14 protein-coding genes are annotated in these 15,319 nt (G+C 70.2%); 12 read left to right on the forward strand and 2 right to left on the reverse strand.

Translation table 11 applies throughout. The annotated features are described in order from the left end of the window. The first annotated feature begins 55 nt into the window (after positions 1-55). From ACLJQM_RS07525 to ACLJQM_RS07555, 7 genes are all read left to right on the forward strand, one after another. A complete protein-coding gene (locus ACLJQM_RS07525) occupies positions 56-2,482 on the forward strand; it encodes a glycoside hydrolase family 3 C-terminal domain-containing protein (RefSeq protein ID WP_410630549.1) in 2,427 nt (808 codons plus the stop codon). A 153-nt stretch (positions 2,483-2,635) separates the two neighbouring features. After that, positions 2,636-3,538, forward strand: a complete 903-nt coding sequence (locus tag ACLJQM_RS07530) for a GNAT family N-acetyltransferase (protein ID WP_360783512.1) — start codon at positions 2,636-2,638, stop codon at positions 3,536-3,538. A 105-nt stretch (positions 3,539-3,643) separates the two neighbouring features. Continuing rightward, the gene (locus ACLJQM_RS07535; protein WP_410630550.1) at positions 3,644-4,081 is read left to right on the forward strand and encodes a hypothetical protein; all 438 of its coding nucleotides are present in this window, start codon (positions 3,644-3,646) and stop codon (positions 4,079-4,081) included. Positions 4,082-4,113: 32 nt separating this feature from the next. Beyond that, positions 4,114-5,733, forward strand: a complete 1,620-nt coding sequence (gene boxC, locus ACLJQM_RS07540) for a 2,3-epoxybenzoyl-CoA dihydrolase (RefSeq protein WP_410630551.1) — start codon at positions 4,114-4,116, stop codon at positions 5,731-5,733. 5 nt (positions 5,734-5,738) lie between these two features. Next, positions 5,739-7,160 (forward strand): benzoyl-CoA 2,3-epoxidase subunit BoxB, encoded by a 1,422-nt coding sequence (boxB, locus tag ACLJQM_RS07545; RefSeq protein WP_410630552.1) that lies wholly within the window; start codon positions 5,739-5,741, stop codon positions 7,158-7,160. A gap of 8 nt (positions 7,161-7,168) precedes the next feature. Beyond that, complete coding sequence (locus ACLJQM_RS07550) at positions 7,169-8,713, forward strand: benzoate-CoA ligase family protein (RefSeq protein ID WP_410630553.1); 1,545 nt, start codon at positions 7,169-7,171, stop codon at positions 8,711-8,713. Next, entirely contained in the window at positions 8,710-9,576 is an 867-nt protein-coding gene (locus ACLJQM_RS07555; RefSeq protein ID WP_410630554.1) for an amidohydrolase family protein, read from the forward strand. The genes ACLJQM_RS07550 and ACLJQM_RS07555 overlap by 4 nt, the downstream gene beginning before the upstream one ends. Before the next feature lie 240 nt (positions 9,577-9,816). On the opposite strand, the gene ACLJQM_RS07560 is transcribed toward ACLJQM_RS07555, so the two are convergent. Next, positions 9,817-10,266, reverse strand: coding sequence for a MarR family winged helix-turn-helix transcriptional regulator (locus ACLJQM_RS07560; RefSeq protein ID WP_370969072.1), 450 nt, complete (start codon positions 10,264-10,266; stop codon positions 9,817-9,819). Between the two features lie 76 nt (positions 10,267-10,342). Here ACLJQM_RS07560 and ACLJQM_RS07565 point away from each other — a divergent pair, with 76 nt between their 5' ends. The 4 genes from ACLJQM_RS07565 to ACLJQM_RS07580 are packed head-to-tail and all read left to right on the forward strand — an operon-like array spanning position 10,343 to position 13,562. Further along, on the forward strand, positions 10,343-11,305 hold the full coding sequence (locus ACLJQM_RS07565) for a ring-cleaving dioxygenase (RefSeq protein WP_410630555.1): 963 nt from the start codon (positions 10,343-10,345) through the stop codon (positions 11,303-11,305). Beyond that, entirely contained in the window at positions 11,305-11,907 is a 603-nt protein-coding gene (locus ACLJQM_RS07570) for an alpha/beta hydrolase (RefSeq protein WP_410630556.1), read from the forward strand. Before ACLJQM_RS07565 ends, ACLJQM_RS07570 begins: the two co-directional genes overlap by 1 nt. A gap of 43 nt (positions 11,908-11,950) precedes the next feature. Beyond that, complete coding sequence (locus tag ACLJQM_RS07575; RefSeq protein ID WP_360783538.1) at positions 11,951-13,090, forward strand: dipeptidase; 1,140 nt, start codon at positions 11,951-11,953, stop codon at positions 13,088-13,090. Positions 13,091-13,136: 46 nt separating this feature from the next. Further along, positions 13,137-13,562, forward strand: a complete 426-nt coding sequence (locus ACLJQM_RS07580) for a lipopolysaccharide assembly LapA domain-containing protein (RefSeq protein WP_410630557.1) — start codon at positions 13,137-13,139, stop codon at positions 13,560-13,562. Positions 13,563-13,622: 60 nt separating this feature from the next. On the opposite strand, the gene ACLJQM_RS07585 is transcribed toward ACLJQM_RS07580, so the two are convergent. Continuing rightward, a complete protein-coding gene (locus ACLJQM_RS07585) occupies positions 13,623-14,444 on the reverse strand; it encodes a maleylpyruvate isomerase family mycothiol-dependent enzyme (RefSeq protein ID WP_410630558.1) in 822 nt (273 codons plus the stop codon). 81 nt (positions 14,445-14,525) lie between these two features. Between ACLJQM_RS07585 and ACLJQM_RS07590 the strand changes: the two genes are divergently transcribed. Beyond that, positions 14,526-15,317: an Abi-alpha family protein gene (locus ACLJQM_RS07590; RefSeq protein ID WP_410630559.1), complete on the forward strand. Its 792-nt coding sequence runs from the start codon at positions 14,526-14,528 to the stop codon at positions 15,315-15,317. Positions 15,318-15,319 lie beyond the last annotated feature (2 nt).

Raw genomic sequence — 15,319 nt, forward strand, 5'->3', positions numbered from 1 at the left:
ACGGGCTGTCACGGAACCATAACTTTCACTACTCACCGCCAGGTAGAGTGTGCTCATGAGCTTCGACGTCGACGCGCTGCTGGCCGAGCTCGACCTGGACGCCAAGGCGAGCCTGCTCTCCGGGCAGGATGTCTGGAGCCTGCCCGCCCTGCCGGACATCGGCCTGGACTCCCTCGTCCTCTCCGACGGTCCGGTCGGCGTCCGCGGGGTCCGCTGGAGCCAGGACGACCCCTCCGTGACGCTCCCCAGCCCGACCGCGCTCGCCGCGAGCTGGGACCCGCGGCTCGCCGTGCGCGCCGGCCGCCTGCTCGCGCAGGAAGCCCGCCGCAAGGGCGTGCACGTGCTGCTCGCCCCGACGGTCAACCTCCAGCGCTCACCGCTGGGCGGCCGCCACTTCGAGTGCTACTCGGAAGATCCCCTCCTCACCGGGATGATCGGCGCCGGCTACGTCACCGGCGTGCAGGACGGCGGAGTCGGCGTGACGGTCAAGCACTTCGTCGCCAACGACTTCGAGACCGAGCGCTTCACCGCCGACGTCCACGTCGCCGAACGCGCGCTGCGCGAGCTCTACCTCGCACCCTTCGAACTCATCGTGAAGCGCGCGAAGCCGTGGGGGATCATGGCCGCCTACAACAGCGTCAACGGCACCACGATGACCCAGCACGCCGAACTGCTCGACGGCGTGCTGCGCGGCGAATGGGGTTTCGACGGCTTCGTCGTTTCCGACTGGCTGGCCGCGCGCGACACCGTCGCCTCCGCCAACGGCGGCCTCGACGTCGCGATGCCCGGCCCCCGGACGGTTTTCGGCGCGCGGCTCGCGGAAGCCGTGCGCGGCGGCGAAGTCGACGAGAGCGTCGTCGACGACATGGTCCGCCGCGTGCTCCTGCTCGCCCACCGGACCGGCGCCCTCGGCGGGACCCCCGAGCCGCTCCGTTCCCCTGTGGACGGTGAAGCGATCGCGCGCGAGGTCGCGCACCGGTCTTTCGTGTTGCTCAGCAACGAAACCGGCGTGCTCCCCCTGCGTGAGCCGCGCAGCGTCGCGCTCATCGGCGCGCTGGCCGCGGACCCCAAGATCCTCGGCGGCGGCAGCGCCACCGTGTTCCCCGATCACGTCGTCTCCCCTCTGGACGGCATCCGCAAGGCCGTTCCCCCGGGCACCGACCTGGCGTTCGCCACCGGTGCCGATCCGCGAACGACGCTACCGCCGGCCACCGACAATTTCCGGCTCCGCGCCCTCGCCCAAGCCGCGGATGGCACCCGATTGGCTGAATTCCCGCTCAGGGAAGCCAAAATCGCGTGGATCGGTGAACTGCCGGATGGGCTCGACCTGAACACCCTCGCGTCGGTCGAGATCACCGGCACCTACCTGCCGGAGCGCAGCGGCACGCACACCTTCGCCGTCACCGGGCCCGGGGACCTCCGCCTCGCCGTCGCCGGCCAGACGCTCTTCGACGGCGTGAACCTGCCGCCCGGCGGGGACGTCTTCACCTCGATCATGCAGGTCAACGAGCAGCGCCGCGAGATCGACCTGACCGCGGGCGAACTCGTCGACGTCAGCCTGACGTACTGGATCCCGTCCGAGATGGCGGAGTTCGCCCGGGGCAGCTTCGCCTGGGTGACCTTCGCGCTCGGCCACCGCGGCCCGGTGCCCGACCCGGACGCCGCGCTCGAGGAAGCCGTTGCGCTGGCGGGGAAGTCGGACGTCGCGGTCGTCGTGGTCGGCACCACCGCCGAGGTCGAGAGCGAGGGCTTCGACCGGGCTTCCCTGTCCCTGCCGGGCCGCCAGGACGAGCTGGTCGCCCGGGTCGCCGAGGTCAACCCGAACACCGTGGTCGTCGTCAACGCCGGCGCCCCCGTCGAGCTGCCGTGGCGTGCCGACGTCGCCGCGGTGCTGCTCACCTGGTTCCCCGGCCAGGCCGGCGGCGACGCGCTCGCCGACGTCCTCTTCGGCATCGAGGAACCCGGCGGCCGCTTGCCGACGACGTGGCCGGCGAAGCTCGAAGACGCGCCGGTCACCGACGTGACCCCGCGGGAAGGCGTCCTCGAATACGGCGAAGGCGTCCACATCGGCTACAGCGCCTGGGCCCGCGGCGACGAACAGCCCGCCTACTGGTTCGGCCACGGCCAGGGCTACACGACCTGGGCGTACGAGGAGCTCGACGGCTACCCGGACGAAGAAGGCGGGGCCCGCGTCCGGGTCCGCGTGCGCAACACGGGGAAGCGGCGGGGCCGCGAGGTCGTCCAGCTCTACCTGGCCCCGACCGAGCGCGGCGACCGGCCGCACCGCTGGCTCGCGGGGTTCGCGAGCGTCGAGGCGGGGCCCGGCGAATCCGTCGAGACCGACGTGGTCATCCCGCCGAGGTCCGCCGAGGTCTGGCGGGACGGCTGGCAGCACATCGCGGGCGAGTACGTCCTGGAGGCGTCGCACTCCTACGCCGAACCGCGGCTGAGCACCCGGATCGTCCTCCAGAAAATCCGTTGATCACTTCCGAGGGGAACCCCTATGCTGCGCACAGCACCCTTGAGCAGCGAAAGGAGGTGGGTCCGGTGATCACGCAGACGATCATGCGCTCCCACCCCGGAACGAGGGTGCCGGGTCGGTAGACCGGGAGCGCAACCTCCTGGAAGGACCCTCATGACCGAACTGGTCGTGCGCCCGCTCGAAGCGGGCGAAGAAACACTCTTCACCTCCCTGCCCGACCGCGGCCTCGTCGGCCGCACGCTGCTCGGCAACGACTTCGTCGAGATGGCGAAGCAGGGCGAATACCGGCCCGAATGGACCTGGGTCGCGCTGCGCGACGACGTCGTCGTGGCGCGGGCCGCCTGGTGGGCCAAGCCCGGCGACGAGGAACCGATCGCGCTGGACTGGTTCGACTTCACCGACTTCGACGCGGGCGTCCACCTGCTCAAGACGGCGCCGCTGCGCGCGGAGTACGCGCTGACCACGCCGCCTTCGTGGCAGGACGACCCGGACGTCGCCCACGAGGTGACCGTGCGCGTCGAGGCGGCCGAGCGGGCGGGCTACCGCAAGCTCGTCGAGCGCTACCGGTTCTGCTGGACGCCGGAAAACGGCCTCCCCGAAAAAACCGGCCGGCTCGAGTTCCGGCCCGAGCCGGACGACGACGTCATCCTCGAGGTCTTCAAGCGCGTGCACGTCGGCAGCCTCGACGCGCACGTCCGGAAGACGGTCGAGGAGCACGGGCTCGACGCCGCGGCCCAGGAAGACCTCGACATCATGAAGTGGATGCCGGCCCCGCGGGACTGGTGGCGCGTGGCGTACACGCCCGAAGGCGAGCTCGTCGGGCTCAGCCTGCCGACCCGCAACGTCTACGACCCGGTGATCGGCTACATCGCCGTCGTGCCCGAGCACCGCGGAAACGGCTACGCGTACGACCTGCTGGTCGAGGCCACGCACGAGCTCGTCGGGCACGGTGCCGACCGGATCGTCGCGGGCACCGACGTCGGCAACGTCCCGATGGCCAAGGCCTTCGCGAAGGCCGGCTACCCGGTGACGCAGCACCGCATCGACCTGGCCTGAGGCGGAGCTTTCATAGGGAAAGTGCCGTCTCGGCACTTTCCCTGTGAAAGTGGCGGCGGTACGCTCGCTAGAGCGATCTATCAAATCGGCTACAGGGGGCCCGGGATGGACGTTCTGCAGGAAAAGGGACTGACGCCGCTTCGCGTGATCCTCGGCTTTTCGCTGGTCAGCACGACAATCCACTACGCGCACAACGCCATCCGCGTCGCGGACTACCCGCAACTGCCGGGTGTTCCGACGATGGTCGCGGGGATCGTCGTCGCCTTCGCTTGGGTGTTGTTCACGGTGTTCGGCTGGCTCGGCTACCGCGCGTACCGGGAGGGGCGGTACCCGCGGGCGCTGGCGTTCCTGCTGGTCTATTCGCTGGCCGGGATGATCACGCTGGGCCACTTCCTGACGGGCGTACCGCAGATCCCCGCGTTCTACTTCGCGACGATCTTCACGGATGCCGCAGCGGGGCTCGCGTTGTGGGTCTTCTTGACGTGGGCCTGGGCGACGCTCAACCGGGTGATCTCGCGAGATCAAGTTTCTACACAACATTGACGTTCGTCGGAACTATGTAGACACTCGGACGAGTGACCACCACCACACCGGTTGCTTTCGACCGCCGTCCGGACGAGTACCGCCACTGGCGCCTCCACCTCGACGGGGAGGTGGCCTGGCTGGAGCTGGACGTCGACGAACAGGGCGGGCTCGTCCCGGGGTACGAGCTCAAGCTCAACTCCTACGACCTCGGCGTCGACATCGAGCTGTACGACGCCACCCAGCGGCTCCGGTTCGAGCACCCCGAGGTTCGCGTGGTGGTGGTGACGAGCGCGAAGGACAAGGTCTTCTGCGCCGGCGCGAACATCCGGATGCTCGCCGCGTCCGAGCACCACTGGAAGGTGAACTTCTGCAAGTTCACCAACGAGACCCGCAACGGCATGGAGGACGCCACCGCGCACTCCGGCCAGACCTACGTGGCCGCGGTCAACGGCACCTGTGCCGGCGGTGGCTACGAAATCGCGCTGGCCTGCGAAAAGATCCTCCTGATCGACGACAACTCCTCGACCGTCGCGCTGCCGGAGGTGCCGCTGCTCGGCGTGCTGCCCGGCACCGGCGGGCTGACCCGCGTCGTCGACAAGCGACGGGTGCGCAAGGACCTCGCCGACGTCTTCGCCACGCGCCCGGACGGCGTCAAGGGCAAGACCGCGGTCGACTGGCGGCTGGTCGACGAACTCGTGCCGCGCCAAGGGTTCCGCGAAGCCGTGGAGAAGCGGGCCCGGGAAATCGCGCGTGAATCCGACCGGACCGGCGAAGGCGGCATCGAGCTGACCCCGCTGGAACATCGCTATGTCGATGTAGAGGTGGCCGAAGACCAGGTCACGATCACCGTCAAGGGCCCCGAAAACGACCCCGGCGACCTGCACGAAGAGGGCGCGAACGGCTGGTTCCTCGCCATGACCCGCGAGCTGGACGACGCCATCCTGCGGCTGCGCACCAACGAGGTCGAAGCCGGCACGTGGATCCTCAAGACCGTCGGCGACCCGGAGAAGGTGCTCGCGCACGAACGGGCCGTCCTCGGCGCGAAGGACTGGCTGGGCAACGAGATCACGCACTACTTCAAGCGCACCCTCAAACGCCTCGACGTCACCAGCCGCACGCTGATCGCGCTGATCGAGCCCGGCAGCTGCTTCGCCGGCTCCCTGCTGGAACTCGCGCTCGCCGCCGACCGCCAGTACCTCCTCGACGGCCCGCCGATCGACGACGAAGACTCCGACGAACGCGCCACGATCAGGCTCAGCGAAGCCAACTTCGGCCCGTTCCCGATGGGCAACGGCCTGACCCGCCTGCAGACGCGCTTCTACGGCGACGAAGACCACCTCGCCTGGCTCGCGCGCGAGAAGGACCACGTGCTGAGCGCGGCCGAAGCCGTCGAACTCGGCCTGGTCACTGACGCCCCGGACGACCTCGACTGGGAGGACGAGATCCGGATCGCGCTCGAAGGCCGGGCGTCGCTGTCCCCGGACGCCCTCACCGGGATGGAGGCCAACCACCGGTTCGTCGGTCCCGAGACCATCGAGACCAAGATCTTCGGCCGGCTGGCGGCTTGGCAGAACTGGATTTTCACCCGGCCGAACGCATCCGGGCCCGAAGGCGCGCTGCGCCGATACGGTACGGGGCAGAAGGCCGTCTTCGACAGGAAGCGGGTCTAGCGCAGATGCCCGAGAAGATCGACTACGACGCCAAGATCCCCAACAACGTCAACCTCTCCGAGGACCGGCGGCTGCAGCGCGCGCTGGAGGGCTGGCAGCCGAAGTTCATGCACTGGTGGGGCGAGATGGGCCCGACGCTGGAGACCCAGGGCGTCTACCTGCGCACCGCCGTCAGCGTCGGCCGCGAGGGCTGGGCGCACTTCGACCACGTCAACGTGCCTGACTACCGCTGGGGCATCTTCCTCGCCGAGCGCGACCCGGACCGGCGGATCGCGTTCGGGGAGCACCAGGGCGAGCCGGTCTGGCAGCAGGTGCCCGGCGAGTACCGCGCCGACCTGCAGCGGCTGATCGTCATCCAGGGCGACACCGAACCGGCGTCGGTCGAACAGCAGAAGCTCCTCGGGCTCACCGCGCCGAGCCTCTACGACCTGCGCAACCTCTTCCAGGTCAACGTCGAAGAGGGCAGGCACCTGTGGGCGATGGTCTACCTGCTGCACGCCTACTTCGGCCGCGAAGGCCGGGACGAGGCCGAAGGGCTGCTGCTGCGCAACTCCGGCAGCCCGGACGCGCCCCGCATCCTCGGTGCGTTCAACGAGGAAACCGCCGACTGGCTGGCGTTCTACATGTTCACGTACTTCACCGACCGCGACGGGAAGTACCAGCTCGGCACGCTCAAGGAGTCCTCCTTCGACCCGCTCTCGCGCACCTGCGAGTTCATGCTGAAGGAAGAGGCGCACCACATGATGGTCGGCACCACCGGCGTCGACCGCGTGGTGATCCGCAGCGCCGAGCTGATCCGCGAGCACGACACGCTCGACATCGGCCCGCACGGCGGCATCCCGCTGGACCTGATCCAGAAGTACATCAACTTCCACTACACCGTTTCGCTCGACCTCTTCGGCAGCGAGACCTCGACGAACGCGGCGAACTACTACACCGCCGGGCTCAAGGGCCGCTGGCAGGAGACCCGCCGCAAGGACGACCACAAGCTCACCGACGACGCCCGCAGGCTGGAGAAACCGGCAAGCGACGGCACCTGGACGTCGGAGGAGCTGCAGGCGATCCTGCTGCTCAACCTCGACCTGCGCAGCGAGTACGTCGCCGACTGCCAGACCGGCGTCAAGCGCTGGAACAAGATCCTCGCGGACGCCGGAATCGACTTCGCGTTCCGCCTGCCGCACCCTGGCTTCAACCGCGAAGTCGGCATAAACTCCGGCCACCACGTCACTCCCGACGGCACCATCGTCGACGAGGCGACCTGGGAAGCCGGCAAACGGAAGTGGCTGCCCACCACCGAGGACCTGACGTTCGTCCGCTCGCTGATGCACCCGGTGTACGAGCGGGGGAAGATCGCGAGCTGGGTCGCGCCGCCGCGGCAGGGCATCAACGGGAAGCCCTTCGACTACGAATACGTCCACCTCACGTAGGAGGCCTGGTGGCGACAGCGTTCAACGCCGCGGAGTACCTGCTCCACGCCGGGCACCCGGACGCGACCGCGGTGGTGTCCCCCCGCCGTTCGCTGACCTACGCCGAGCTGGCGGCGGAGTCCCGCCGGGTCGCCGCCGGGCTCGCCGGGCTCGGCGTGCGGCCCGAAGAGCGGGTCATGTTCTGCATGGTCGACGACGTCGAGCTGCTCACCGGCATCCTCGGCGCGATGCTGGCCGGCGCGGTCGCCGTGCCGGTGTCGACGATGGTCACCGGGCTCGAGCTGGGCAAGGTGCTGGCCGACTCACGGGCGCGCGTGCTCGGCGTGTCCGGCGAGTTCGCCGAGCAGGCCGCCACCGCGCTCGGCTTCGCCCCCGAGGTCACCGACGTGCTGCTCGACCGGTCCGACGCGGACGGGTTCGGCGTCCGGACGCACGAGTGGTCGTCGCTGGGCGGGACGTTCCGAAGTGGACGGACGTGGGAAGACTCGCCCGCGTTGTGGCTGTACACGTCGGGGACGACGGGGCAGCCGAAGGGCGCGATGCACCGGCACGCGAGCATCCGCGCGGTCTGCGAGACCTACGCGCGTTCGGTGCTGGCGACCACGCCGGCGGACCGGTTCCTGTCCGTGCCGAAGCTCTTCTTCGCCTACGGGCTGGGGAATTCCTGCTTCTTCCCGCTCGGCGCGGGCGGCGCGGTGTTGCTCGAGCCTTCACGGCCGACGCCCGCGTTGTTCGCCCGGCGCGCTCGCGAGGAGCAGCCGTCGCTCTTCTTCGCCGTGCCGACGTTCTACGCGGCCCTGCTCGCCAGCGACGTCCCGGACGACTCGTTCGCTTCGGTGCGGCACGCGGTTTCGGCCGGGGAACCGCTGCCCGCGTCGTTGTTCGAACGCTTCCGCGCGCGCTTCGGGCTGGAGATCCTCGACGGCATCGGGTCGACCGAGGCCCTGCACATCTTCCTGTCGAACCGGCCCGGCTCGGTGCGGCCGGGCAGCACCGGCGTCGCCGTACCCGGGTACTCCGTGCAGATCCGCGACGAAGCGGGCGCGGTGGTCGACGGGCACGGGCAGCCGGGCGAACTGTTCGTCGCCGGGCCGTCGACGGCGACCGGGTACTGGGCCCGCTACGACGCGACGAAGCTCGTCTTCCAGGGCGAATGGCTGAGGACCGGCGACAGCTACGTCCGCAACGAGGACGGCACGTACACCTGCCTCGGCCGGTTCGGGGACATGCTGAAGGCGGGCGGGATCTGGGTGTCACCGTCCGAAGTGGAGGAACGGCTGCGGCAGCACCCGGCGGTGGCGGAGGTCGCCGTCGTCGCCGCGCCGGACGCCGACGGGCTCGACAAGCCGGTCGCGTGCGTGGTGGCCGCGCCCGGCTTCGCGGTGGACCAGGCGGAGCTGATCGACTTCTGCCGCGAGGGGCTCGCGGCGTTCAAGCGGCCGCGCGGGGTGGTCGAGCTGGCCGAGCTGCCGAAGACGGCGACCGGCAAGATCCGCCGCAACGTGATCCGCGAGCAGGTCCGCGACGTGCTGCGGGTGGTGCCCAGTCCGTGATCGACGGGTACTTCGTGGTGGACGCGCACGTCCACACGCCGCGGCTGCCGACGCTGAAACCTGCCTGGCTGCAGTGGGCGCACGACTTCGCGGGCTCGTACCCGTGGCGGTCGGTGTACGACGCCGAAGGGACGGTGATCCCGGCGGCGATGGACGAATTGATGGACTCCGAAGGCGTCGACCGGGTGCTGCTGTTCTGCGAGTACAGCCCGCGCGCGACCGGGATCCAGCCGATCGAGGACAACCTGCCGCTGGTCGAGCACAACCCGGCCCGGTTCCGGCTGGTGGCCAACGTCAACCCGTACCTGCACCACCCCGCGGTGGCCGAGGTCGAGCGGCAGCTGGACCTGGGCGCGGTGGCGCTGAAGATCCACCCGGTGCACGGCGCGTTTTCGCCGGCGGACAAGGAGCTGTACCCGGTCTACCAGCGGTGTGCCGAGCGCGGGGTGCCGGTGATCTTCCACTCCGGGACGTCGAGCTTCCCGGGTTCCCGGGCCAGTTTCGGGAACCCGGAGCTGCTGTCCGATGTGGTCGAGGACTTCCCTTCGCTGCAGTTCGTCTTCGCCCACGGCGGCCGCGGGTGGTGGTACGACGTGGCCGCGTTCCTGGCGCTGGCCCGCGACAACGTCTGGCTCGACCTCGCCGGGCTGCCGCCGAAGAAGCTGACGGAGTACTACCAGCGCTTCGACTTCACCCGGCTGGCCGGGAAGTTCGTCTTCGGGACGGACTGGCCCGGCGTGCCGTCGGTGGCGAAGAACGTGCGCACGCTGATCGGGCTCGGTCTTCCGGAGGACGTGCTGACCGGGGTCCTGTCGGGCAACGCGGTCAAGTTGATGCCTTCGCTCGCCCAGGGTCGTGAGTGAGAAACAGTGTTCCAACCCTGTTTCCCACTCACGAGCTGGTGCAGGCAGAGCACGTTGCCTTCGAGGTCGGCGACTTCGAAGCTCAGCGCCGTGTTCTCGCTTTGCGCACCCGCCGGCATGGCGCGGAGGCCGATCGAGCCCGCGCCCGCCTCGAAGTACAGCGTTCCGTCTTCGCCCTTCCCCAGCTGCTTCAGGCCGAGGGAGTCCGCGTAGAAGTGGCCGGCGCGTTCGCTGTCCTTTTCAACGATCGGTGTTGAACGCGCGCAGTGTCCGCATCGCTTCCGCGAGTGCCGGGGCGTCGTCACCGAGTGGGGTCAGCACGATGCGCCGCAGGATGTCCGCCGCGGCCTCGCGGGCCTTGTTCGCCACTTCGAGGCCGTGCTCGGTCAGGGACGCGAAGGTGACGCGGCGGTCGTCCGGGCTCGGGATCCGGCAGATCAGGTCCGCCGCCACCAGGCGGTCGGCCACCTTCGTGAACCCGCCGCTGGACAGCGCGGCTTCGGTCGCCAGCTTCGTCATCGGCATCCGGTGCTCGGGCGAGCGGACCAGCCGCAGCAGGATGTCGAACGACGCCGGCGCGAGCCCGAACCGGTCGGCGATTTCGCCCATCAGCTTGTCTTGCGTGGCGAGGTAACCCTCGATGACCAGGCCCCACCAGGTGACGATCTCGTCGTCGTCGGTCGCTTCCACGGTCGCCACCTTACCTCGCCGGAATATATCTTGCGCGCGAGAGGTTGTCGGGATACCTTGAGCCGAGGAGGCAACCATGTCTATCAGGACGTCCGGCCTGCACCACGTGACCGCCATCGGCGGCGACCCGCAGCGCAACGCCGACTTCTACCTGCGCACCCTGGGCCTGCGGCTGGTCAAGACGACGGTCAACTTCGACGACCCGGGCACCTACCACCTCTACTACGGCGACAGCTCGGGCAAGCCCGGCTCGCTGATGACGTTCTTCCCGTGGCCCGACGCGCCGAGCGGCCGCCACGGCACCGGCCAGGCGACGACCACGTCGTTCTCCGTGCCCGAAGCCTCGATCGGCTGGTGGAAGCAGCACCTGGGCGCCCAGAACGTCGAGACCGGCGAGGTTCGCAACGCCGACGGCGAGGAGACGCTGACCTTCCGCGACCCCGACGGCCTGAAGCTCGCCCTGGTCGCGCACCCGCAGGGCGACCCGCGCGACCCGTGGGACACCGAGCTCGTCCCCGCCGAGCACGCCGTCCGCGGCCTGCACTCGGTGACGCTCTCGGTGAACCAGGAGGACGCCACCGCGGGCATGCTCACCGACGGCCTCGGGCTCAGCTTCGCCAGCCAGGAAAGCAATCGCCTGCGCTTCGCCGCCGGTGAAGGCGGGCCGGGCGCGCTGGTCGACGTCCTCGTGACGCCGGACACGCCGCGCGGGCTGGTCGCCGCCGGCACCGTCCACCACGTGGCCTGGCGCGCCCCCGACGAAGAAACCCAGAAGACCTGGCGCGAAGAGCTGGTGGAACAGGGCGTGCACGTGACGTCCATTTTGGACCGCCAGTACTTCCGCTCGATCTACTTCCGCGAACCGGGCGGGACGCTGCTGGAGGTCGCCACCGACGAGCCGGGCTTCGCGATCGACGAGCCGTTGCTGGAGCTCGGCCGCGCGCTCAAGCTGCCGCCGTGGCTGGAGCCGCGCCGCGAAGAGATCCAGCACATGCTGCCCAAGCTGAACCTCCCCGCCGAAAACAACCCGGAGCTGTGATGACGCTGCGGCACAAGTACGTCGAAGGCGCCCCGGACGCGCCGGTGCTGCTCCTGCTGCACGGGACCGGCGGCGACCCGGACGACCTGCTCGGCCTGGCGCGCGAGCTCAGCCCGCGCTCCGCCGTGCTGGCCCCGGCCGGCCCGGTGTCGGAGCACGGCGCCGCGCGCTGGTTCCGGCGGCTGGCCGAGGGCGTGTTCGACCACGAAGACGTCGTCAAGCGGGCGAACGAACTCGCCGACTTCGTGCTCGAAGCCGGGGCGGAGTACGGCTTCGGCGACCGGCGCATGGTCGCGGTCGGCTTTTCGAACGGGGCCAACATCGCGGCCGCGGTCGTCCTGCTGCGGCCGGAAGTCGTGCGGGAGGCCGCGTTGTTCGCGTCGATGTCGCCGGTCCCGGAACCGCCGGACCTCGACCTCAGCGGCTCGCGCGTCTTCCTGGCCAACGGCGAACGCGACCCGATGGCGCCGCTGGCGTCGACCGAGGAGCTGATCCGGCTGCTGCGCGAGCGCGGTGCCGACGTCGTCACCCACCGCCACGCCGGCGGCCACCAGATCACTGTGGACGGTGTCCGCGCGGCGGCCGGGTGGCTCGAGCTCTAGCGCTTTGTACGGAGTGTGTACCGGTCCGCCCTACGATCGGGCGATGACTAACGAGGCACTACAGCGTGCCGGCAAACTGCTGGACGCGGCCATCCTCGCCGACGGGCACAACGACCTGCCGTGGGAGCTGCGGCAGCACGGCGGCCCGAACCCGGTCGAGGCGGCCGCGTCGCTCGACCTGACCGTCCGGCAGCCGGCCCTGCACACCGACTTCCCGAAGCTCGCCGACGGGAAGCTCGGCATGCAGTTCTGGTCGGTCTACGTGCCGTGCGAGTTCGAAGGCCACAGTGCCGTGACCGCCGTCCTCGAGCAGATCGAGGTCGTGCACCAGCTCGCCGAGCGCTACCCCGACCGGCTCCGGCTGGTCGACACCGCGGACGAAGCCGAAGCCGCGTTCGCCGACGGCCGGATCGCGTCGCTGCTCGGCGCCGAGGGCGGGCACAGCATCGCCGAGTCGCTCGGCGTGCTGCGGATCCTGCGCCGGCTCGGCGTCCGCTACATGACGCTGACGCACAACTTCAACACCACCTGGGCCGACTCGGGCACCGACGAACCGGCTCACGGCGGCCTCACCGAGTTCGGCCGCGACGTCGTGCGCGAGATGAACAAGATCGGGATGATGGTCGACCTCTCCCACGTCGCGCCGTCGACGATGCGGGCGGCGATGGAGGTCAGCTCGGTCCCGGTGATCTTCAGCCACTCCTCGTGCACCGCGGTCAACGACCACCCGCGCAACATCCCCGACGACGTCCTGGCGAAGCTGCCCGGCAACGGCGGCGTCGCGATGGTCACCTTCGTGCCGGCGTTCATCTCGCCGAAGGTCGCCGCGTGGGACCAGGAGCTGAAGGCCGCGATGGAAGCCGCGGGCCGGGAGTACCGGAACCTGACCCAGCGCGGCGAGTTCGTGAAGGAGTGGGACGGCCCGGTCAAGCCGAAGGCCACCGTCGACGACGTCGTCGCGCACGTCGAGCACGCCCGCGAGGTGGCCGGCGTCGACCACATCGGCCTCGGCGGCGACTACGACGGCGTCGGCACGCTGCCCGAGGGGCTGGAGGACACCTCCAAGTACCCGGTGTTGTTCGCCGCGCTGCTCGAGCGTGGGTGGAGTGAGGAAGACTGCGTGAAGCTGGCCGGCAAGAACACCCTCCGCGTCCTCCGGGAGGTTGACGGCTTCGCCCGTTAGGGGGTTTGACACGGCGCTCCCCGCGTGCCGGGCGGACACTGGTCACATGACGCACGCGCGCGGGGACGCGGCCGACCGCCCCACCGGTCCCGCACACCACGACCTGCCCGGGAGCGAGGTGCCCGAAGGGGCCCTCGAGCCCGCCGAACTGCGCGCCGGTGACGTCCGGCCCGGCGCCGAGGAGGTCGCGCCGGTGCGCCCGGCGCCGTCGAGGCCCGCGAGCCCGAAGATCAAGCGCACCCGGGTCAGCGGCACCTGGGTCGCGGTGATCGCCGGCCTGGTCGTGCTGGTCGTCCTGCTGGTGTTCATCCTGCAGAACCTGGACTCGGTGACCGTGCACTTCTTCGGCGCCGAGGGCAGCCTGCCGCTGGCCATCGCGATGCTGTTCTCGGCCATCGGCGGCGCGGCGCTGGTCGCGCTGATCGGGGGCGCCCGGATCATGCAGCTGCGAAAGCAGGCCCGCCGCCGCTGACGCGCACTTTCACGTGAAAGTGCGGCCCCCAGGTGCGCACTTTCACGTGAAAGTGCGCGGTCAGGCGATGATCGATGTCATCGTCAGCATCTGGGCGCAAACGTTTTCGTCGCCGGTTGTGCGGACGCGGCCGGTGTCGGCGGGGGTGCGGGTGCAGAGCCGCCAGAACGTGTCCAGGTCCGTCGTCACCGTGGCCAGCGGGGTGCGGGACGGCGGTGCGCCGCGGTCGAGGACCCAGCCGTCGCGCTCGCGGCGGGCGTGCCACTTGTCGGCGCCGGTGACCGTGTAGCCGACCTGCTTGCCGACGCGGGCCTCGACGTCCCGCAGCGTGTGCGGCAGCGCGCGGACGAACGTGTCGGCGATCGGCTCGGCGTACTCGGCCTCCAGCGGCGTGTGTTCCAGCGCCTCGCGGATCTGCACGTGGTGGACCCAGAACTCCGAGTAGTCGCGGGCCGCGTCCAGCCAGCGCGGCGCCGGCTCGGCACCCGCCCAGCTCACCGGCTCACCGAGGACGTCGAGGTCGAGCTTCGCCCAGTGCTCGGTGGTCTGGCCCATGAACTCGTACATCATCGTGAGCAGGACGTCCGTCGAGAGCCGGCGGCAGGCGACGACCCATTCTTCGTTGATCCGGTCGATGAAGCGGGAGAAGGACTCACCCGCGCGGGGGCTTTCCGCGGTGTGCCCGTCGCGGCTCCGGGAGAGCCGGCCGACCTTGTCTCCCAGCAGGTGGGCGGCGATGTCCTTGACCGTCCAGCCGGCGCACGGGGTCGGGCGCTCCCAGTCTTCCTCGGTCAGCGCGCCGAGCAGCGTCATCAGCGCTTGCTCTTCCTTCGAGAAGTACGGGAGGACGTCGATCGGCGGGCCCCAGCGCGTCGGACTCATGGCGCACATCATGCCGGTGGTCACACCACCATCGGCCTACCCGCAGGTAGCATCACCGCGTAAGCAGAGGGGAGTGGGCTCGTGAACGCAGAGCGACCGAACGGCCGGGGCACCGGCGACGAGGTGGCCGACCTGGCCCGCCGCGCCGGTCAGCTGGCCGGCTGGGCCGCGCGCACCGGGTTCGCGCTCGGCCGCAAGCTCCCCGGCGTCGAGACCGCCGAACGCGGGGTCCGGCAGGTGGAGCGGCAGCTGCTCACCGAGCTGCGCCGCCGGCTCGACGAGGTCGACGACCCGTACCACGCGGCGCTGACGGCGGCGTCGGCGATGAACCGCACCTCGGTGCCCGGGACGGTCGAGGCCACCGTGACGATCGTGCCCGCGCGCGACAACGCCGCCGAGCCGCTGCGCGCCGCGATGGCCGAGCTGCTCAACCACTCCATCGGCTTCGGCCGCGAGCGCGCCCGCGAGTACTTCTACGCGATCATCCTGCGCCAGCTGACCCCGGACGAGGCCCGCATCCTTTCCGCGTTGTCGGACGGCTCGCCGTTCCCCGCGGTCGACGTCGTCGAGCGCACCGGCATCGGCGGCACCGGCCGGGTCGCGCTGCGCAACGCGTCGACGGTCGGCAAGGCGGCCGGGGTGTCGCTGCCCGACCAGGTCCCCGGCTACGTGACGCGGCTGATCGGGCTGGGCCTGGTCGACCTCGACGAAGAGGTGCCGTCGCTGGAGACGCAGTACGAGATCCTGCTGACCGACGAGACCGTGCGCGACGCCGAGAAGCACGTCAAGCGCGCGAAGTTCGTCCGGCGGACGATCCACATCTCGCGCCTCGGCGCGCAGTTCTGGCAAGCCTGCGACCCGAGTCTCGGGTAGCG

The organism is Amycolatopsis sp. cmx-4-83 (genome assembly GCF_046548815.1).
Classification (GTDB): Bacteria; Actinomycetota; Actinomycetes; order Mycobacteriales; family Pseudonocardiaceae; genus Amycolatopsis; species Amycolatopsis pretoriensis_A.

Coding starts and splice junctions, on each gene's coding strand:
- ACLJQM_RS07565 (WP_410630555.1), top strand. CDS start 10,343: ATGTCTATCAGGACGTCCGGCCTGCACCACGTGACCGCCATCGGCGGC.
- ACLJQM_RS07525 (WP_410630549.1), top strand. CDS start 56: ATGAGCTTCGACGTCGACGCGCTGCTGGCCGAGCTCGACCTGGACGCC.
- ACLJQM_RS07580 (WP_410630557.1), top strand. CDS start 13,137: ATGACGCACGCGCGCGGGGACGCGGCCGACCGCCCCACCGGTCCCGCA.
- ACLJQM_RS07530 (WP_360783512.1), top strand. CDS start 2,636: ATGACCGAACTGGTCGTGCGCCCGCTCGAAGCGGGCGAAGAAACACTC.
- ACLJQM_RS07570 (WP_410630556.1), top strand. CDS start 11,305: ATGACGCTGCGGCACAAGTACGTCGAAGGCGCCCCGGACGCGCCGGTG.
- ACLJQM_RS07585 (WP_410630558.1), bottom strand. CDS start 14,444: ATGAGTCCGACGCGCTGGGGCCCGCCGATCGACGTCCTCCCGTACTTC.
- boxB (WP_410630552.1), top strand. CDS start 5,739: ATGCCCGAGAAGATCGACTACGACGCCAAGATCCCCAACAACGTCAAC.
- ACLJQM_RS07575 (WP_360783538.1), top strand. CDS start 11,951: ATGACTAACGAGGCACTACAGCGTGCCGGCAAACTGCTGGACGCGGCC.
- ACLJQM_RS07535 (WP_410630550.1), top strand. CDS start 3,644: ATGGACGTTCTGCAGGAAAAGGGACTGACGCCGCTTCGCGTGATCCTC.